Origin of the sequence: Burkholderia sp. PAMC 28687 (genome assembly GCF_001577465.1) — a bacterium.
GTDB lineage: Bacteria > Pseudomonadota > Gammaproteobacteria > Burkholderiales > Burkholderiaceae > Caballeronia.
The window spans coordinates 3186939-3206634 of sequence record NZ_CP014505.1; the positions used below are offsets into that span (position 1 = coordinate 3186939).

General features: G+C 60.0%; 21 protein-coding genes. 9 read left to right on the forward strand and 12 right to left on the reverse strand.

Annotated features, from left to right (window positions below):
- Positions 1–33: 33 nt before the first annotated feature.
- The 4 genes from AX768_RS14910 to AX768_RS14925 all read left to right on the forward strand — a co-directional run bounded on the left by AX768_RS14910 (position 34) and on the right by AX768_RS14925 (position 1374).
- Positions 34–312, forward strand: coding sequence for a GlsB/YeaQ/YmgE family stress response membrane protein (locus tag AX768_RS14910; protein WP_062000582.1), 279 nt, complete (start codon positions 34–36; stop codon positions 310–312).
- Positions 313–473: 161 nt separating this feature from the next.
- A complete protein-coding gene (locus AX768_RS14915; RefSeq protein WP_062000583.1) occupies positions 474–746 on the forward strand; it encodes a hypothetical protein in 273 nt (90 codons plus the stop codon).
- Between the two features lie 115 nt (positions 747–861).
- Positions 862–1101, forward strand: coding sequence for a hypothetical protein (locus AX768_RS14920; protein ID WP_062000584.1), 240 nt, complete (start codon positions 862–864; stop codon positions 1099–1101).
- 24 nt (positions 1102–1125) lie between these two features.
- Positions 1126–1374, forward strand: a complete 249-nt coding sequence (locus AX768_RS14925; protein ID WP_062000585.1) for a hypothetical protein — start codon at positions 1126–1128, stop codon at positions 1372–1374.
- 231 nt (positions 1375–1605) lie between these two features.
- Here AX768_RS14925 and AX768_RS14930 read toward each other — a convergent pair whose 3' ends face one another.
- From AX768_RS14930 to AX768_RS14960, 7 genes are all read right to left on the reverse strand, one after another.
- The gene (locus AX768_RS14930; protein WP_062000586.1) at positions 1606–2010 is read right to left on the reverse strand and encodes a DUF488 domain-containing protein; all 405 of its coding nucleotides are present in this window, start codon (positions 2008–2010) and stop codon (positions 1606–1608) included.
- Between the two features lie 269 nt (positions 2011–2279).
- A complete protein-coding gene (gene glmS, locus AX768_RS14935; RefSeq protein ID WP_062000587.1) occupies positions 2280–4097 on the reverse strand; it encodes a glutamine--fructose-6-phosphate transaminase (isomerizing) in 1818 nt (605 codons plus the stop codon).
- Positions 4098–4166: 69 nt separating this feature from the next.
- The gene (glmU, locus tag AX768_RS14940; RefSeq protein WP_062000588.1) at positions 4167–5528 is read right to left on the reverse strand and encodes a bifunctional UDP-N-acetylglucosamine diphosphorylase/glucosamine-1-phosphate N-acetyltransferase GlmU; all 1362 of its coding nucleotides are present in this window, start codon (positions 5526–5528) and stop codon (positions 4167–4169) included.
- 96 nt (positions 5529–5624) lie between these two features.
- On the reverse strand, positions 5625–6449 hold the full coding sequence (locus tag AX768_RS14945) for an aspartyl protease family protein (protein WP_172811957.1): 825 nt from the start codon (positions 6447–6449) through the stop codon (positions 5625–5627).
- A 451-nt stretch (positions 6450–6900) separates the two neighbouring features.
- Complete coding sequence (ttcA, locus tag AX768_RS14950; protein ID WP_062000590.1) at positions 6901–7845, reverse strand: tRNA 2-thiocytidine(32) synthetase TtcA; 945 nt, start codon at positions 7843–7845, stop codon at positions 6901–6903.
- Entirely contained in the window at positions 7842–8243 is a 402-nt protein-coding gene (locus AX768_RS14955) for a dihydroneopterin aldolase (protein ID WP_062000591.1), read from the reverse strand. The genes ttcA and AX768_RS14955 overlap by 4 nt, the downstream gene beginning before the upstream one ends.
- Before the next feature lie 30 nt (positions 8244–8273).
- A complete protein-coding gene (locus AX768_RS14960; RefSeq protein WP_062000592.1) occupies positions 8274–9098 on the reverse strand; it encodes an SDR family oxidoreductase in 825 nt (274 codons plus the stop codon).
- 13 nt (positions 9099–9111) lie between these two features.
- Here AX768_RS14960 and AX768_RS14965 point away from each other — a divergent pair, with 13 nt between their 5' ends.
- Positions 9112–10326 carry a class I SAM-dependent methyltransferase gene (locus AX768_RS14965; protein ID WP_062000593.1) on the forward strand — a complete coding sequence of 405 codons (1215 nt, stop codon included), beginning with the start codon at positions 9112–9114 and terminating at the stop codon, positions 10324–10326.
- Positions 10327–10330: 4 nt separating this feature from the next.
- Positions 10331–10525, forward strand: coding sequence for a DUF2905 domain-containing protein (locus tag AX768_RS14970; protein ID WP_062000594.1), 195 nt, complete (start codon positions 10331–10333; stop codon positions 10523–10525).
- On the opposite strand, the gene AX768_RS14975 is transcribed toward AX768_RS14970, so the two are convergent.
- The 4 genes from AX768_RS14975 to AX768_RS14990 all read right to left on the reverse strand — a co-directional run bounded on the left by AX768_RS14975 (position 10522) and on the right by AX768_RS14990 (position 15449).
- The gene (locus tag AX768_RS14975; protein WP_062000595.1) at positions 10522–11760 is read right to left on the reverse strand and encodes a multifunctional CCA addition/repair protein; all 1239 of its coding nucleotides are present in this window, start codon (positions 11758–11760) and stop codon (positions 10522–10524) included. The two genes, AX768_RS14970 and AX768_RS14975, sit on opposite strands and share 4 nt — an antisense overlap.
- Positions 11757–12377 carry a glutathione S-transferase family protein gene (locus AX768_RS14980; protein WP_062000596.1) on the reverse strand — a complete coding sequence of 207 codons (621 nt, stop codon included), beginning with the start codon at positions 12375–12377 and terminating at the stop codon, positions 11757–11759. Before AX768_RS14980 ends, AX768_RS14975 begins: the two co-directional genes overlap by 4 nt.
- A 28-nt stretch (positions 12378–12405) precedes the next feature.
- A complete protein-coding gene (locus tag AX768_RS14985) occupies positions 12406–13359 on the reverse strand; it encodes a complex I NDUFA9 subunit family protein (protein ID WP_062000597.1) in 954 nt (317 codons plus the stop codon).
- A 122-nt stretch (positions 13360–13481) separates the two neighbouring features.
- Positions 13482–15449: a lytic transglycosylase domain-containing protein gene (locus AX768_RS14990; protein ID WP_062000598.1), complete on the reverse strand. Its 1968-nt coding sequence runs from the start codon at positions 15447–15449 to the stop codon at positions 13482–13484.
- 50 nt (positions 15450–15499) lie between these two features.
- Between AX768_RS14990 and AX768_RS14995 the strand changes: the two genes are divergently transcribed.
- Positions 15500–16213: a 5-formyltetrahydrofolate cyclo-ligase gene (locus AX768_RS14995; RefSeq protein WP_231941286.1), complete on the forward strand. Its 714-nt coding sequence runs from the start codon at positions 15500–15502 to the stop codon at positions 16211–16213.
- 1116 nt (positions 16214–17329) lie between these two features.
- Here the strand turns inward: AX768_RS14995 and AX768_RS15000 are convergent.
- Entirely contained in the window at positions 17330–17842 is a 513-nt protein-coding gene (locus AX768_RS15000) for a winged helix DNA-binding protein (protein WP_062001020.1), read from the reverse strand.
- 155 nt (positions 17843–17997) lie between these two features.
- Here AX768_RS15000 and pxpB point away from each other — a divergent pair, with 155 nt between their 5' ends.
- Together pxpB and AX768_RS15010 are read left to right on the forward strand one after the other, a co-directional pair.
- Positions 17998–18651 (forward strand): 5-oxoprolinase subunit PxpB, encoded by a 654-nt coding sequence (pxpB, locus tag AX768_RS15005; RefSeq protein WP_062000599.1) that lies wholly within the window; start codon positions 17998–18000, stop codon positions 18649–18651.
- Positions 18648–19679, forward strand: coding sequence for a biotin-dependent carboxyltransferase family protein (locus AX768_RS15010; RefSeq protein WP_062000600.1), 1032 nt, complete (start codon positions 18648–18650; stop codon positions 19677–19679). Before pxpB ends, AX768_RS15010 begins: the two co-directional genes overlap by 4 nt.
- Positions 19680–19696 lie beyond the last annotated feature (17 nt).

A 19696-nucleotide genomic window follows, 5' to 3' on the forward strand; every position in this document is an offset into this window, starting at 1 on the left:
CCCGCAACGCGGAACTACCCAACGGAGAACGCTATGGAACCTGTATCGCACGGAATCATCTTCTGGCTCATCATCGGCGTCATTGCAGGCGCGCTCGCCGGCCGGATTGTCGATGGCGGCGGCTTTGGGATCGTGGTGGACATCATTGTGGGGATCGTCGGCGCGTTTATCGGCGGATGGCTGGGTGGCGCGCTTGGCCTGCACCTGGGCAGCGGCATCATCGGATCCCTGATTACGGCCGTGATCGGCGCGGTGATTCTATTGATCATCGTGCGGCTCTTCAGCCGTGGGCGTGCCGGGCCAACTGTCTAATAGCGTTCCAGCACCAAAACCCCGTGTCCGCACGGGGTTTTTTATTGTGCGACGCCAATTGATCTCAAACCGCACAACTGCTTACAAATCTCACGTGAGGGCGGTGCACCGGCACTGCCGGGCGCGCGTTGTAGCAAGACGCACCCACCGCGAGGCTTGTCATGAGCACTAGTTGGCATCTTCACGAGCAGCAACGTCGCCGCATTCATTCGCTGATCGCCGTCACGGCCATTGCAGTGATCGCGGTGAGCGGTATTGGCATCGCGGCATTGACCGGCATTCTTTCGGCATCGAAAGCCGAGAGCGCGACCTCGAATGCTTCCCCTCTCATCGACACACACAGCGCCGATCCCCTCAGCGGACTGAAGCTCAACGCAGAACCCCTGCATGGGTTGGCGGTTGAGCAGCGCATAGGCATATCGGGCGCGCGGTAACTCCGCGTTACCAATCTCGCAAACCGGTTTCACTTGCGAGCGGAAACTGCACATAGACTTTTCACTACCGGATGACGTCGTTGTCGATGCCGCCGGAACCATCGAGGATCGTGGAATGAACAAGCGCAATATCGCTGCCGTATTGTCGATGACGCTCTTCGCGTTCGCCGGCTCGGCCAACGCGGCGGGATGTCTCAAGGGCGCAGTTGTAGGCGGCGTTGCGGGCCACGTCGCGGGTCATCATGCGGTGATCGGCGCAATGGGCGGCTGCATTGTCGGACATCACATGGCGAAGGAGAAAGCGAAAGAACGTGCAATGGAAGCAAGTCAGCACACCGCCGCGACACCGTCCTGAGCGGTTCACCGAACAGGAGGACCCATGCTGCGACCCCGAAGCCTTCGAGTCACAGCGCAAGCGGCCGGCACGCAAATGTGCGCTGACTACTGCGAGGAAACTGGCCGCCTTCGCATCCTTCAGGACGAAGTGGCGTTGCGTGAATGGTTTCCGCCCAACTCGTGGATGGCGATTGCATCGGTTGCCGGCGCGCGCAACTGGGGAACGCGGCCGGACTTGAACGAACTCCGAGCATTGCTCGTGAGCCAGATGTCGCTGATGAACATCGGCTGAAAGATGTACGAGTTATCCGTTACAGCCTCTGGATAACTTCGGCATAACAATACGGATTGGTGTGCGCCGATTCTTGATAACCGCGGGCATGTTCGCAACGCCGCAGAAGTTATCCTTTGATCCACCCTGTTGTCCCGCACGCCTGCTTGCGGTTATCTGTTCTGTAGAGCGTTGATGCAATGACGCTTTCGATGCTTGTCCACAGAAACGGGCGATGCTTGTTAACTATTACTATGTATACATATCACTCACGATAAAACCATTAAGGGGTGAAGGATATGCGTTGCCGATGGCGCTTAGAAAGTGAGCACAGCTCGGCGTCCCAGTAAATGTTCGATGCTCAAGCGATTGGACCATCGTGAATTCAAGTAATCGACGGCAAGTCTTCGATGACAGATCACCCGATCGGTATCGCTTGAGATGGTCGCGTTCGGGCGCAAGCTCACGAAGCTCGACGTATCTGATATCGAGTAGCTCGGACAGGAAGAACTCGAGGTCCGGTTTTTTGGAGAAGCCCGCGAGTTGCGAAGTGTTGTTCAGACGGACATCGAGAAGGGTGCGGACTTCGGCTTGCTTTAACAGCGTGAAGAACTGTGCGGCCGATTTTTGGGTGAAGCCGATGGTGGTGACTTGCATGGCTTGAGATTTCGAACGAGCGAATGCGTTGAAGGTGACGAAGCGTGATATCTGGCGGGCTGTAGCGACGTTCTGGTGGTTCCAGGCTTTCCTTGGTGCCCGTGAACGCGAGAAGCCCGTACCGACCGCTCAGGCCGTGTTACGCGCGCCTGCGGGCGTTCAAAGAAAAAGCGCCGCGTGATGACAAGCATCGACGCAGCGCTTCAGGATTCGGCGTGGACTTCGTGACTTTGATGGCTTTGATGGCTGACCACAAAGCCCCTACCCCCTCACTCCACCGTCACACTCTTGGCCAGGTTCCTTGGCTTATCCACATCGGTCCCTCTTGCACAAGCCGTGTGATACGCCAGTAACTGTAGCGGCACCGTATGCAGGATCGGCGACAGCAAGCCATAGTGCTCCGGCATCCGGATCACATGAATGCCGGCTTCGCTGACAATGCGCGTATCTGCATCGGCGAAAACATACAGCTCGCCGCCGCGCGCCTTCACCTCCTGCATATTCGACTTGAGCTTCTCCAGCAGCGTGTCGTTGGGTGCGATCGTCACGACCGGCATTGCCTCCGTGACCAACGCCAGCGGCCCATGCTTCAACTCACCCGCCGGATACGCTTCAGCATGGATATACGAGATTTCCTTCAGCTTCAACGCGCCTTCGAGCGCGATCGGATAATGCAGCCCGCGCCCGAGGAACAGTGCATTTTCCTTCCGAGAAAACTCCTCTGCCCAAGCGATGATCTGCGGCTCCAGCGCAAGCACGCTGTTCAGCGCCGCCGGCAGATGCCGCAACTGCGCGAGATACGCGGTTTCCTGCTTCGCGCTCACATGGCCGCGCAACGCGCCGAGCGTCACCGCCAGCACGAACATGCCGACCAATTGGGTCGTGAAAGCCTTCGTGGACGCCACGCCAATCTCGGTGCCCGCATGGGTGAGAAACGTCAGCTCCGTCAGCCGCACCATCGCGCTTGAACTCACGTTGCACACGGCCAGCGTGTGCTTGTGCCCAAGCGACTGTGCGTGCTTCAACGCGGCGAGCGTATCGGCGGTTTCGCCCGACTGCGATATCACCACGACCAGCGCCTTCGGATTCGGCACCGACTCGCGATACCGGTACTCACTCGCCACCTCGACCTGCGTAGGAATCCTGGCGATGGACTCAAGCCAGTACTTCGCCGTCATGCCGGCATAAGAACTCGTGCCGCACGCGAGGATCAGCACACTGTCGATATCGGCGAACACTTCTGCCGCCTTGGCGCCGAACAGGTCAGCGGTGAACCGCTCGGCCTGGGGAATGGTGTCGGTGATGGCGCGCGGCTGCTCGAAGATTTCCTTCTGCATGAAATGCCGGTACGGCCCGAGTTCAACCGCGCCGCCGTACGCCGCGACCACGCGCACTTCGCGCTGCGCTGGAATGCCATCGCGATCGACGATCTTCACGCCATCGAGCGTGATCTCGACCACATCGCCTTCATCCAGGTATGCAAACCGGTCGGTACTGCCCGCGAGCGCCAGCGCGTCCGAAGCCAGGAAGTTTTCGCCATCGCCCACACCGACCACCAGCGGCGAACCTTCACGCGCGCCGACCACCGTGTTCGGCTGATCCTTGTGAATCACGGCGATGGCATACGCGCCGTGCAACAGTTTCACGGCCTCGCGCACGGTCTGAAACAAATCCCCGCGATACATGCTGTGAATCAGATGCGCGATGACTTCGGTATCGGTCTGCGATACAAATTCGTAGCCCTTTTCACGCAACGTGGTCCGCAGGCTTTCGTAATTCTCGATGATGCCGTTGTGCACCAGCGCCAGCTCGTTGCGCGAGAAGATAGGATGCGCGTTGTCGGTGACGGGCGCGCCGTGCGTGGCCCAGCGCGTGTGCGAGATGCCGGTCACGCCGTCCAGATGACTTTCGCGGACCTGTTCGGCGAGATCGGCGACGCGGGCGACGCTGCGCGCGCGTTTGGTTTCGCCATCGGCGATGACGGCGACGCCGCATGAATCGTAGCCGCGGTATTCGAGCCGCCGCAACCCTTCGACCAGCACCGGGACAATGTTACGTTGCGCGACCGCGCCAACAATTCCGCACATGGATCTATCCTTCAAGTTGTTTTCGAATCGCCCGAATCGCCTGAATCGCGCGAGCATTCGTAATTGTTCTCAAGCTTTTTTCTTCACCGGCCGTACGTAACCGCTTTTGCTGATCTGCGTCTTCTCGTTCAGCACGAGCTGGTTTTCTCCAACGATGTCCTTCCAGACCGTCGTGCCCGCCGCGATCGTCGCGCCGCGCGCCACGCGTACCGGCGCAACAAGTTGCGTGTCCGAGCCGACGAACACATCGTCTTCGATCACCGTACGGAATTTGTTCGCGCCGTCGTAGTTACAGGTGATCGTGCCCGCGCCAATATTCACGCGCGCGCCGACATCGGAATCGCCGATATAACTCAAGTGATTCGCCTTCGAGCCGCGCCCGAACACCGCGTTCTTCACTTCCACGAAGTTGCCGACATGCGCTTCGTCGCCGAGCACGGCGCCTGGCCGCAATCGCGCATACGGTCCCAGCACGACGTTCGCGCCGGTCGTGCCGCCTTCAATGTGCGTGAAAGCATCAACGCGCGTGCCGGCGCCGATGCTTGAATTGCGGATGACGCAATTCGGGCCAATGGTCACGTTATCCGCGAGCGTCACGTTGCCTTCGAAGACGCAATTCACATCGATGGAAACATCGCGTCCGCACGTCAGCGTGCCGCGCACGTCGATGCGCGCCGGGTCCATCAGCGTCACGCCTGCAACAAGCAGATCTTCGGCGACGTTGCCCTGATGAATGCGTTCGAGTTCGGCGAGTTGCTGCTTGCTGTTCACGCCGAGCGTTTCCCATTCGTCGTCGGGCTGCGAGGTCACGACTTCGATACCTGCTTCGAGCGCACGTTCGACGACATCGGTGAGATAAAACTCGCCCTGCACGTTGTCGTTCTTCAACGATGCCAGCCATTCGCCAAGCTGCGCCGTTGGCGTAATCACGATGCCCGTATTGATCTCGCTGACTTTCAGTTGATCGGCGTTGGCATCCTTCTGCTCGACAATGCGCTGAACCTTGCCCATCGCGTCACGCACGATACGGCCGTAACCCGTCGGATCGTCGAGGTTGACGGTGAGGACGCCGTAGTGCTGGCCGGCGGTATCGACGAGACGTTTTAACGTGCTTGCGCGCGTGAGGGGTACGTCGCCGTAGAGAATCAGCGTGGAAACAGCAGGGTCAAGCAGCGGCAGCGCCTGCATGACCGCGTGGCCGGTGCCGAGTTGCTGCTCCTGGATCGCAAACTGGACGTCGGGCGCGCCAACAGCGTTCTGCACCTGATCGGCGCCATGCCCGACCACCACGACAAGCCGCGTGGGGTTGAGCGTGCGCGCGACATCGAGCACATGGGACAAGAGCGGCTGGCCAGCCAGGGGATGAAGGACTTTCGGCAAGGCGGAACGCATGCGCTTGCCGGTACCTGCCGCCAAAATTACGATGTTCATGGCGTCAGCTTTTTTGGAAGTGTTGGAGGCGTCAATATAACATGCGGGCGTATCCTGAAATTGCGGCCCGGCCTTGCTGAGCAACGGTCCGGACGCTCAGGACGCGTCCATGCGTTGCATGAAAACCCAGCCCGTCGAGTATGAAAGCCAGACACGGCGCCCTCGCAAGTAGTCCATGCCGAGAACCATATCGAAGTCCGGCAGCGCGATGTCCCCCACCTCGATCGACGCGCTTGGGAACCGTTCGGCGCCAATATCCAGGTCCACGCTATGCCGATAACTCGCAATCGGCTCGCCATCCCAGCCGAAGTTGTACAAGGGCACCGTTTTCTCCATCGCCGTCAGGTCCGCTCCGGTCCCGGCAATGCTGGCTTTGGCCGCAATCGAGGTCTCCGCGCCTGTATCGATGACTGCCCGAATGGGATGTCCATTCGCCGATATATGCAGTACGAAACGGTTACGCCGCGTTAAATCGGCGGAAAAGGCAGTGAATTGTCCCGACCATGGAACAAACCGGCCGACGCAATTCGACACCGAATAGAGCGCCATGGTCCGCGCGGGAAAATCAAGTTCAACGTCGTACCGTGTCAGTATGTTGGAGCCCAGAAAGCCAATCGGTGCGGGCAATCGTGCTTCACGCGCCCGCTTTGCAACAAAGGCGAAAGAGGTCGGACTGACGCGGAGATCAATCCACTCGGGCGCTCCCAGTTTCAGGGACGAAAGGATGCGCGGATAATGCCAGCCTGCCTCTCCGCCGAGACCCGTTACCTTGTGCTCGCCGAACTTGTCCTCCTGCAGATGCCAGACATTCGCCATGGCAGGTTCAATAGTCGTCTGGTCGCTGCCCGTATCCACGACCATTGGATAAGTTCGTCCGTCGATCTCGGCCGGCACCGTGAAAAAGCCGAAGAATCTGGTCAAGGGCAACTTCGCCTCAAGCTGAACCCGGCAAGCGGCAATGTTCGACGTAGGAGGCGGCCGCCTCGCAGGCCTTGTCGCGGAAGCGCCTTTTGTATTTCGGGCACGCGGCTTCATGACACGCTCAACCGGAGCGCGTGTGAACGCTGAATGTGGTGATGACTGACCTTCGAAACCCGTATTTGCCGCGCTGCTGACCGCAAACAAGAGAAGCGCGCAACTGAATACTGTAAGTTCCCTGAGCTTCCGATAGATGATTAACCGCAACGAGATAATCTGCCGCATGCCTGCTCCGCTTATCGAATTGGCGATGGCGTTCAAGCATTTAAACTAAAGCTTAAAACACACAAACGGCGCAGCCTATCATCTCCTTCATCTCATAAACGTAGAAACTCGGTTAGATCCAGAACACCGGTTTAAAAAACAACTAGCAGTGCCGAATCACCAGACAGCTTCAAATATCGTCGAACTGGACAATCGAAATAGTCTGGGAAGCAGGTTCCGTTGAACATGGATCTTCGTCAAAAGCGATATCACCCGTCGGATCCGCCATGCCTGTCGCGCGCAAACCGCCGAACGGAAACAGCTTGTGATCCATCAAATGCGACGGCACCACGTTCGACAACGCGTTGAACATATTCTCCACGCGTCCGGGAAAGCGCTTTTCCCAATCGCGAATCAGCGCCTTCATTTCCGCGCGCTTCAAGTTCGGCTGGCTGCCGCACAGGTTGCAAGGAATGATCGGGAATTCGCGCAGCTCGGCGAACTTCTCCAGATCCCGTTCCTTGATATACGCGAGCGGCCGGATCACGACATTCTTGCCGTCATCGGATTGAAGTTTCGGCGGCATTCCCTTCAATTTGCCGCCGTAGAACATATTCAGAAACAGCGTCTGCAGGATGTCATCGCGATGATGGCCTAGCGCAATTTTCGTTGCGCCCAATTCACCGGCCACACGATACAAAATCCCGCGCCGCAGTCTGGAACAGAGCGAGCACGTGGTCTTGCCTTCCGGCACGAGCCGCTTGACGATGCTGTACGTATCCTGATTTTCGATATGAAACGGGATATCGAGTTTGCTCAGATATTCGGGCAGCACGTGCTCGGGAAAACCGGGCTGCTTCTGATCGAGATTCACCGCCACGATGTCAAAATTGATCGGCGCGCGCTCGCGCAGCCGCATCAGCAGTTCGAGCATGGCGTACGAATCCTTGCCGCCCGAAAGGCACACCATCACCTTGTCGCCGTCCTCGATCATCTTGTAGTCGACAACCGCTTCGCCCACTTGCCGCGCGAGGCGCTTGAACAGCTTGTTGTTCTCGTACGCCTGCTTTTGCTCGTGGCGCGTCATCGGCTCGCGAATTTTCGGAACCGAAACTGGCTCGATAATCGAACTCATGCCGCCACCTCTTTGATGCGAAAGACCTCGACGCCAACGGCATCGCAATCGGGATAAACGTCCGGCTTTTCCGTCGATACCACCACTGCCCGCACATTTGGATGTTCGAGCAGCGCAGCGGCGACGTCGTCGCAAAGGGTTTCCTGCAAGTGGATATGCCCTTTGCCTACACGTTTGGCGATGGTCGAGCGCATGAAGTCGTAATCGACGACTTCGCGCAACTTGTCCTCGACCGGCGTCGATAAAGCCAGCGGCACGAACAATTCCACGTTGATCACGACGCGTTGTTCGCCCTGCTTCTCGAAATCGTGCACGCCGATGTTGATGCGCACTTCGTAATTGCGCAGAAAAAGGCGCCGGCAATCGGCGAGCCGGGGATGCGAAAGAACGGCAAGCATGGTCGTGTCCTGGGAATACTGATTAACTTACTAGGTGCGGTCGGCCATCAAAAACATGACATCGCGCGGCGATGGCACGAGATGCTGGCCGCCGTCGACAATGAGCGTCGTGCCCGTCACACCGGACGCATCGGCGAGATAACATGCGGCTGCGACCACGTCCTCGACATGCGAAGCGCGACCCAACGGCGTCACGCGATGCGCGGCTTCGAACTCGGCATCCGTCATGTCCGCCGATGGCAACGTCAGACCCGGCGCGAGCCCGACCACGCGCAACTTTGGCGCAAGCGCCTGAGCCAGCGCGACGGTCGCGGTTTCGAGCGCCGCCTTGCTCAACGTGTACGACAAATAGTCCGGATTCATGTTGTACAGCTTCTGGTCCAGCACGTTGATGACGCACGCGCGCCGGGTTTCGTCGTGGATGGCGGCCTCCGGCGTGGCTTCGTGAAGCGCACGCGCCAGAGCCAGCGGCGCGGCCACGTTGACCGCCATCATCTCGAGCAGACGCGCGTAGCTGAAATCACGCGCGGTATCTTCCGTGAACCGGGATGCGTTGTTCACCACGCAATGCAGGCCACCCAACGCTTCGATACACCCCGGCACCAGTTTCGCGACATCGTCCTCGACGCCAAGATCCGCACCAAGCGCAACCGCCCGGCGGCCGAGCGCGCGGATCGCCGCGACGACTTCCTGCGCGTCCTGTTCCGAGCCGTTGAAATGCACGGCGACGTCCCAGCCGCGCGCCGCAAAACCAAGCGCCAGCCCCCGGCCGATGCGTTTCGCCGCGCCCGTGATCAGCACGACGCGGGATTTGGGGGCGGAAGAATCAGGAGAAGTCGACGAAGAATCGCTCATTTACAATGCCGGAATGAATCCAAAAGCTCACGAATCCGACAGTTTACCTGCTCCCGGCCCCGACGCGCTCGCGCAATCCGAGCGGCTGACCGCGCGCATCCGCGAAGAAATCGCGTCCGTAGGTGGCTGGATGCCTTTCAGCCGATACATGGAACTCGCGCTTTATGCGCCTGGCCTCGGCTATTACAGCGGCGGCGCGATGAAATTCGGCAAACGCGGCGACGATGGCAGCGATTTCGTCACCGCGCCTGAAATGTCGCCATTGTTCTCGGCAACGCTTGCACGGCCGGTCGCACAAGCGTTGCGGGACAGCGGCACGCGCAACCTGATGGAGTTCGGCGCCGGCACGGGCAAACTTGCGGCGGGTTTGCTGAACGCGCTCAAGGCGCTGGACGTTCCGTTCGACAGCTATTCAATCGTGGATCTTTCGGGGGAATTGCAGCAACGCCAGCGCGCGACGATCGACGCCGATGCGCCGGAACTGGCATCGAAAGTCCGCTGGCTGAGTGCGTTGCCCGAACATTTCGAAGGCGTGGTGATCGGCAACGAAGTGCTCGATGCCATGCCCGTGCGCCTGGTCGTGCGCAAACTCGGCGATTGGCACGAACGCGGTGTCATCTGGAGCCACGATCATTTCGCCTTCGACGACAAACCCCTGTTGGCCGCGCTAGATAACCCGCTGCTCGCCGAAATCGATACGACCATCGACGAAGTCAACGACGAGCCTTTCATAGAATATGTGAGCGAGACGCACGAAGCCGCGCTGGCTTTCACGCGCACGATTTGCACGATGCTCACCCGCGGCGCCGCGTTTTTTATCGATTACGGCTTTCCCCGGCGCGAGTTTTATCATGCACAGCGCGCGCAGGGCACGCTGATGTGCCACTACCGCCACCGGGCGCATGGCGATCCATTTCTGTATCCCGGCTTGCAGGACATCACGGCGCATGTGGAGTTTTCGGGGATCGCGGAAGCCGGGACCGAGGCGGGCGCTGACCTGCTTGGCTTTACATCGCAAGCGCGGTTCTTGATGAACGCGGGGATCACGGACGCACTTTCCGACCTCGATCCCACCGATGTCCGCCGTTTCCTCCCCGCAGCAAACGCGGTTCAGAAGTTGTTGTCCGAGGCGGAAATGGGCGAGTTGTTCAAGGTGATCGCGTTTTCGCGCGGTATCGATGAAACAATCGCCGCGTTCTCCTCCGGCGACCGCTCACACACGCTATGACGCCATGATCCGCTGGGTTCTCACCACGTTCATTGCGTTGACCATTCTTTCGGCCTCGTTGCCGTGGATGAAGAAACTCGGCATCGGCAAGTTGCCCGGCGATTTCACGTTGAAACTGTTCGGGCGCGAGTATTCGTTCCCGTTCATGTCCACCATCCTGCTTTCGATCATTCTTTCGCTGATCGCGCGGGCGCTTTAAGCGTTCTGAAGCGCCGCGTCCACGGCCGCAACCCGCGCCGCATGCACCGCGTCCTTGATCTTCGCCGGCTCGCTGGCGTATTGCTGCGCGACGGCGCCGGCATCGACCCCGCGCGCCGCCACCAGCGCCTCGCGCAAACGCTCGGCTTGCGGATACGGCTGCTGACTTAGACCAAGACGGCCGCGTGCATCGGACACACAGGCTTGCAGCGCTTCGGCAAACCGCGCGGGCTTGCGCAACGCATCGCATCGTTCGAACAAGCGGACCAAGGCGGCCGCCCCGAACTCCATCACCCGATGAATATTCCCGTGCTCACGCGCGACCAGCAGCGCGAGGTCGCGGCAATCGTTCGGCACGCGCAGACGCTCGCATAGCGGCTTCAGCAAATCGACGCTGCGCCCTTCATGCCCGACATGGCGCGGCAAGATGTCTTCCGGCGTGGTCGCCTTGCCGAGATCGTGCGTGAGCGCGGCGAAGCGGACGGGCAACGTAAAACCGTGCGACGCCGCGTAATCCACGACCATCATCACGTGAATGCCGGTATCGACTTCCGGGTGATAGTCGGCACGTTGCGCGACGCCCCATAACGAATCCACCTCGGGCAAGATCCGCACGAGCGCGCCGCATGCGCGGAGCGTCTCGAACATGCGCGACGGCTTTTTTTCCATCAACCCGCGCGATACTTCCTGCCACACACGTTCGGGCACGAGCGCATCGACTTCGCCATCGGCGACCATGCGTTTCATCAGGGCAAGGGTTTCGTCGGCGATGGTGAAATCAGCAAAGCGCGCCGCGAACCGTGCAAGCCGGAGAATGCGCACTGGATCTTCTATGAACGCCTCGCCCACATGGCGGAACACGCGCGCTTCAACGTCAGCCCGGCCATTGAACGGATCGATCACCGGTCCGGTCAATTCGCCATCAGGCCGGACTTCGCGCGCCATTGCGTTGACGGTCAGGTCGCGCCGGGCGAGATCTTCTTCGAGCGTGACATCGGGCGCGTAGAAAAACTGAAACCCGTGATATCCCGCCGATGTCTTGCGTTCCGTCCGCGCCAACGCATATTCCTCGTGCGTCTGCGGATGCAGGAATACCGGAAAATCCTTGCCGACCGGCTTGAAACCCTGCGCTGTCATTTGGTCGGGCGTGGCGCCGACCACGACGTAATCGCGGTCCTGCACCGGCAAACCCAGCATTTCATCGCGGATCGCGCCGCCCACGGCATAGATGTTCATTGCTCTTTCCGCGCGCCTTCAATCCATTCGGCGACTTCCGGCATGGTGGTGATGTGCTTGCAGTAGTCGCGCGCATGGTCGCTGATCTTCGGCGCGTACGAGTTGAAGCGCATGACGACGGGCGCGAACATCGCATCTGCGATGCCGAATTCCTTGCCGAACAGGAACGGTCCGCCGTGCGCGCTCAGACAGTTGCTCCAGATCTTGTCGATGCGCTTCACGTTCGACAACGCCCCCGCCGTCAACGGCTGGCCGAACGCCTGACGCTGGATGTTCATCGACATTTGTTCGCGCAGATCGCCGAAACCCGCGTGCATTTCCGCGCTGATGCTGCGGGCGTGCGCGCGAGCGGCGGCATCGCGTGGCCACATGGCGTGTTGCGGGAAAAGCTCGGCCAGCGTTTCCATGATCGCGAGCGATTCCCAGACGGCGTCGCCGGCATCGGTCACGAGGCACGGCACCTTGCCGGACGGTGAATGTGCCAGGATGTTCGCGGTCGAGTCCGGCTGGCCGAGGCGGATCAGCACCTCTTCAAACGGGATGCCGAAGTGCTTGAGCACGAGCCACGGCCGCATGGACCACGACGACTGATTTTTGTCACCGATAACGAGTTTCATCGCAGAAATTTGAAGTTGAGTATTTGATTCAACGCCCCGCCGACGCACGGAACGTGTTGAAACGCGAACGCGTGGAGGCGCCCGTGAGATACATCGGCGCAATCGCCTCGACGCTCGCCGGATCGATGCCGAGTTCCGGCGCAATCGGCCCGCTGGCAATGTTCGGCGCTTTCATTGAATCCAGATTATCGCGCGACATCATGGGTTCGCCGGGCGCGAGTTCCAGCGACATGGCCTGCAAGCGGCCAAGGCTGTCAGGCAAACGGATGATGCGCGCGTTCTTGCCGATCGCCGCGCCGCTGAAGCGCACGAGTTCTTCGAGCGTGTAGACCCTCGGGCCGGCGAGTTCGTATGCGCGACCGCTGGCGGCATCGAGATCGAGCGCGTTGACGAAGGCCTTGGCGACATCGCCGACAAATATTGGCTGGAATTGCGCCTGCGAACACGCGAGTGGAATGATCGGAAAGATCCGTTCGAGGAATGCGAACTGGTTCAGGAAGTTGTCCTCCGGACCGAAGACCACGGACGGACGAAAGATGGTCGTGGCCAGGTTCGAATCGCGCACGGCTTTTTCGCCATCCCCTTTTGATCGCAGATACATGCTCGGGCCGTTCGAATCCGCTCCGAGCGCGCTCATGTGAAGGAGGCGTCGCACGCCTTTCGCCTGACACGCGGCCACGATCTTGTTCGGCAATTCGACGTGCGCCTTCGCGAATTGCGGACCGTAGGGCGCGCCACGTTTGCCTTGCAGCACGCCGACGAGATTGATGACGGCGTCGGCTTGCGAAACGAAAGCGGCGAGTTGAGCGGGATCGTAGACGTTGGTTTCGATCACATCCACGGGCAAGAGCGTGAGATGCGCCGCGTTTTCACGCCGCCGGGTGGCGATGCGCACGTTCTTGCCGACTTCCACAAGCGCGTTCACCAGATGACTGCCGATAAACCCCGACCCGCCGATCAACGCAATGGTTTGATGTCGCATATTCGCCTCTGTGAGTGACGTCGGCGGCGCGAGGGAAGCTTGAACGGCCGAGGCCGGGCGTGGCTTCCGGCGCGCCGCGTTGCCGGATAAGCGAAACGCGCGGCGAGTCTGATGCGATACGCTTACGGCGCGATGTAGCCGAGCCGCGCCTTCAGCGATTGCGGACGACCCTCGAACAACGCCGCGTAGTACACGGTGTTCGACAGCACGTTCTTGACGTAATCGCGGGTTTCGGTGAACGGAATGGTTTCAGCAAAAATCGCGCCCTCTACCGGACCGGTCAGCGTGGAGCGCCATTGTTTCGGCCGGCCCGGGCCGGCGTTGTAACCGGCTGTTGCCAGCACAGCGGAGTCGTCGAACTGGTTATAGACCATGGCCAGGTAGTTCGTGCCGAGGAGAATGTTTGTATCGATGTCATTCATCTGCTCACGCGAAACCGGACCCATGCCGATCTTCTTCGCCACGAGCTGCGCGGTTCCGGGCATCAGTTGCATCAGGCCGCCCGCACCAACCTCGGACTTCGCGTTGATGATGAAACGCGATTCCTGGCGGATCAGGCCGTAGGCCCATTCGATATCCAGCCCGGTATTTTTCGATTCGCGGTCGACCACGTCCTTGTAGGGCGCCAGATAACGTAGCGAGAAATCGTGCTCTGTCTTGGTTTTATCGGCGGTATTCACCGTGCGATCGAACAATTCGATACGCCGAGCGTACTGAGCCGCCGCCAGCAACTGACGATCAGTCATGGTCCGTAGCGGCCAGTTCCATTCGCGGTTGCCTTCAAGGCGCAGGTTCATGTTGTAGAACTTCTGCGACAACGCGAAACCCGGAATGGTCTGGGCTTGTACGATTTCGGCGTCGGTCACGGTCGTGCGCGGCGGCACGGTGATCTTCTGCCCCAGTTCTTCCGATGCCAATTGGCCGTAGAAATTGAACTGATCGGCGATGCTCGTGAATTCCTGCGCGGCAGTAGCGGTGTCGCCGGCCTGCTTCAAGGCGCGTCCGTGCCAGTAGATCCACGTTGCTTGATTACGCAGCGCGGGCGGCATCTGCTCGATCGACCAGCGCACCATGGTCCAGTCGCCGGCGAGCAACGCCATGCGTGTGCGCCATTCGTAGGCCGGATTCGACAATTGCGCATTCACCGACAACCGGTACCAGTCCACTGCGCTCGGCATGCGCTTCGACGCAGCCTGATACGCAATCGTGCCCCAGCCGGTAGCGCGTTCCAGCGGCGTCAGGGCCGGCGCAACAGAACTGAACGATGCCGCGGCCATGGCCGGATCGTTGCGCGCCATGCGCGTGATGGCCAGCAACGCGAGCTGGTGCGACGACGTGTCCCGGCCTACGCCACGCGCCAGATAGAGCGGCGGCGTGTTCGAGGCGCTGTCGAAGGAATTCTGACTCGGGCGCTGCTGACCGAGCGCGTCGGCAATCTTGCTGGCGGTGTTCGTGTAGTTCTGCTCGTTCGCGAGACGAATTTGTTGCCAGACGTCATCGGACGTAAATTGCTGCGATACCGCCAATGCGTTGATCAGGTCCACGCAACCGTCGCCATACCATTTAGGATCCACGAGCAATGCCCGGGCGGCGTCCGACACGTTTTCCCCCCGCGATGCCCGTGCTTCGAGCGCGTAGCATTTCACCTGCGTGTCGTCGTTCAGGACAAAACGCTGATACTGATCGAGGAAATTGCGCCAGTCGTGGCGGGCGCCCAGCACGACGAGATAATCATTTCGCATGCGATCCGCGATAGCCTGGCCGTCGTAGCGCTGCAGGAACGAAAGCACGGGTTCATCGGGTGCATCCACGCGCGCGTGCCCTTGCGAGTCGAAAAGCTGCGGCTTGAGCGTGAAATATTCGACGTAACCCGGCGCCGGATAATTCGGAATTTGCGCCGCGAGCTGCATGGCGCGGCCGGCGTCATTCGAGCGCGCGGCTTCGCGCAACTGAATGAAAGTGCGGTCATCTTGCGACAGCGAATAATCGACTGAAGGACGAACCGCCGATGCGGTGCTGCACCCGATCAGCGTGATCGCGGCGAGCGCCGTGGCGGCTGCGAGATATACTCGTTTGAGACGTTTTGACATCGTTTTTTGTGGAGCGCGAAGTGATCCAGAGCATAGCATGCAACCCTCTGATGGAAGCCAAAAGCACGCTGCGTGCGAGCTTGCTTGCGACCCGCGAAACACAAGGCGGCGAGGCTGATCACGAGGCGCGTGGCGAAGCGCTCGCGCGGCGCTTGATGGAGGTCGTGGGGCGGTATCCGGAGGCATCGTGTATTGGGTTTTACTGGCCTGTTGCCGGCGAGTTCGATGCACGCAATGTGCTGAGCGTCTGGCTCGCGCTGGCGGCGTCGCGGACGGCGGCGTTGCCGGTGGTTGTTGCTCCGAGGCAACCGCTCGTGTTTCATGCGTGGCGTTGCGACTCTGCCATGAAGAAGGGGCGTTATGGGATTGCAGTGCCGGAGGAGGAGCGGCTCGTAGTTCCGGATCTTCTGTTGATTCCCTGCGTGGGGTTCGATGCCGACCGGTATCGGTTGGGGTATGGCGGCGGGTATTACGACCGGACGCTGGCGTTTTGGCCCGCGGACAGGAAGCCCGCTACGATCGGGGTGGCTTTTGAATCTGCCAGGTGTGATGCGTTGCCGCGGGGGAGTTCGATTTGCCGCTGGGGGCGATTGTTACTGAATCGGGGATTTATTGAGGCTAGCGCCTGGTGGGTTTTTAGTAGTGGTCGGAGTTTATGCCGGGTTGTTGCTGGTTGGGCTACCGCGCGGTTTATTTTGGCTGATTTCTTTAGCACTATTAGCCACTGTCCGTGGCGGGACTTCATTTCACGGGTAATGCGCTGACGCTTCGTTGGTCTTTGGCAGCGGTCAGGATTGATGCTGGGTTGCTGCTGGGTTGCTGCTGCTTCGGCCTTCGCGCGTTCCCTGTTTTCTGATTTCTTTAGCACTATTAGCCACTGTCCGTGGCGGGACTTCATTTCACGGGTAATGCGCGGACGCTTCGTTGGTCTTTGGCAGCGGTCAGGATTGATGCTGGGTTGCTGCTGCTTAGGTCTTCGCGCGTTCCCTGTTTTCTAATTTCTTTAGCACCGTTAGCCACTGTGCGTGGCGGGACTTCATTTCACGGGTAATGCGCTGACGCTTGGTTGGTCTTTGGCAGCGGTCAGGATTGATGCTGGGTTGCTGCTGCTTAGGCCTTCGCGCGTTCCCTGTTTTCTGATTTCTTTAGCACTGTTAGCCACTGTCCGTGGCGGGACTTCATTTCTTTGTCCAACGGCGACAAAGAAACGAAGCAAAGAAAACGCCTCCCCACCGAGGGCTCTTAAGTGTCCTGAGCGTGCACGTTTAACTGTTTGGTACTTCAGAAGAACGCTCGACGCCGGAATTCAGAACACTTGAAACCCTCCCCCTCCGTCAACCGCAACCCACACGCTTCGCCACCAGTGTGGGAATCCGCTAATTAGGCCTCCGCGCTGCGCGCGCTGACGCCCAAACGACGGGCTTGGCTGTACTGGTTCCGTTTTGCCCGCGCGAGCCTGGGACCACCGGCGGCACAGTCTCGGCAAGTTTAGAATGCTGTAGCGCCGTCATGTGCTCAACCCGTTGTTCACTTGGGCCAGATTTCCGTATTGACTGCCACAGTTACTGGTGGCGAAGCGTGTGGGTATCTGTTGACGGAGGGGGAGGGGTTCAAGTGTTCCTGATTGCGGCGTCGAGCGTTCTTCTGAAGTACCAAACAGTTGTACATGCACGCTCGGGACACTTAAGAATTAGCGGTTGGAAGGCGTTTTCTTTGCTTCGTTTCTTTTTCGCCGTTGGAAAAAGAAATGAAGTGCCGCCACGCACAGTGGCTAATAGTGCTAAAAAAATCAGCCAAGACGGAACGCGCGAAGACCTGGAAAGCAGCAACCCGGCATCAACCCCAACCGCCAAACCCCAGCCCAAGTGCGAACGAAAACCCTATAGTGAGGCAGCGGCGCGAGCCGCCGTATCGTACAACCCCGAGGCATTACGCAGCAATTGCGCCGCCTCTCCAATCTGCTCGTTCGAAAGCCCGCTCTCCTTCAGCGCGCTGATCAAACAGCTCTCCCGCACCTCCCGATACTTCCCGCACAGCTCCCGCCCCGCCGGCGTTGCGGAAAAGAACACCTCCTTTCCCACCTTTTCACTGGCCACATAGCCCCGCGCCATCAACTTCTTCAAGGCATAGCTCGCAACGTGCGTGTCCTCTATATTGAGAACAAAGCAGATATCGGCGATCTTTTTCTTGCGGTCACGATGACTGACATGATGAAGCAGCGATACTTCCACCGCCGTCATGTCCTTCGCGCCCGCCGCCGACATGCAGCGCACCATCCATCGGTTGAACGCGTTGCCGGCCATGATCAAACCGTACTCGAGCTCGGACAACTCCGCGCTGGTTTCGGATACGAGATGCTCGGAGGAAACAATCTTGGTCGGATGGCGAGGCATGGCATTCAACGAAACAATGTGCCAGCGAGTGTAGCGTATCGAATGAAATTTCAATAACAAACCCACATTCTTATTGATAAATTGTCGATAATTTATTGACGATGTACATTCCATGATCGAATCGAGGCACACCCTCGACTACCGGCAAGGTCAGCATGACACCACCCAAAATTCATCCACTCGGCGACACCGCGCTTGTTTGCGAAGCGCCCGCGCCCGCCACGCTCGAATGCCAGCGCCGAATGTGGGCGCTCGCCGACGCGGCGCGGCTCTGGCCGCATGTCGTCGAGGTGGTGCCGGGCATGAACAACCTGACACTCGTCTTCGATCCGCTCCAACTGGAGCAGACCGACCTCGCGCAGCAACTGAAGAGCGCTTGGGACGAGGCGCTGGAAGCGGATGTCGGGACCACCGAAATCGAAATTCCCGTGCGCTACGGCGGGGCGGACGGGCCGGACCTGGCGTCGCTGGCGAAGCATTTGAAGCTGGATATCGATGAACTCGTGAAGCGGCACACGCAAGCCGATTACATCGTGTTCTTCCTGGGTTTTCAGCCGGGATTTGCTTACCTCGGCGGCCTCGATCCGACGCTCAACGCCCCGCGTCACGCGAAGCCGCGGCTGGAAGTGCCGGCGGGGTCCGTGGGGATCGGGGGCGAGCAGACAGGGATTTATCCGGCGGTGTCACCGGGTGGCTGGCAGTTGCTCGGGCGCACGGACGTCAAGCTGTTCGATCCCGCCCGCAACCCGCCCACGCTGATGCAACCGGGCGATCACGTGCGATTCACCGCGCTGGAGGTGCTCGCATGATCGACGTGATTCGCGCCGGCATGCTGTCTTCAGTGCAGGACCTCGGGCGTCATGGGTACAGGCATCTGGGCGTGAGTTCGGGCGGTGCGCTCGACGCCTTGTCGCTGGAAATTGGCAATCGGATCGTGGGCAACCGGCCGGATGCAGCGGGTATCGAATTGACGCTGGGGCCTGCAACCCTGCGCTTCACGCGAGCAACGCGCATCGCGATCACGGGTACGGATTTCGGCGCGACACTCGACGACAAACCCGTCTACTCGTGGTGGAGTCTTCCCGTTCAGGCCGGCCAGGAACTGACGCTGCGTGGCGCCAGGCACGGCATGCGGGGGTACGTGTGCGTGGCGGGTGGTATCGATGTCCTGCCCATGCTGGGTTCGCGCAGCACGGATCTCGGCGCGTGTTTCGGCGGCCTCGGGGGCCGGGCGTTGCGTGACGGCGACCGTCTTGCGACCGGCGTGCCGCAGCCGCCGAAGAACGGCGCGTTCTCGCCCACGGGCGTGGCATTCGGCGTGAAAGCGCCCGCCTGGTGCAAATTCGTGTACGTCGAAGAACCGGTGAGGCGCGGCAAACATACGGCGGGCAACGCGTGGTCGCTCCCGGTTCGGGTTTTACGCGGTCCCGAATACGAGACATTCACGAAAACGGCGCAGCACGATTTCTGGGACGAAGAATGGACCATCACGCCGAACAGCAACCGCATGGGTTTTCGGCTCGCGGGAACGGTGCTGGAACGTACCGATAAAGCCGATCTGCTCTCGCACGCGGTGCTGCCCGGCACGATCCAGGTCCCGCCGAACGGTCAGCCGATCGTGCTCATGGGTGACGCCCAGACCACGGGCGGTTATCCGAAGATCGGATCGGTGATCCGGGCGGATTTGTGGAAGCTCGCGCAAGCGCGGTTGAACGGCGGTGTGCGCTTTATCGAAACGACGGTCGAGGCCGCGCGCCACGCCCTCGCCGAAGAGCGCATGTATGTGAAACAGGTTGAAGCGGCGATCGCGATGCACGCCGAACGCCACGACCGGTAAATCAACGTGAAAGGAAC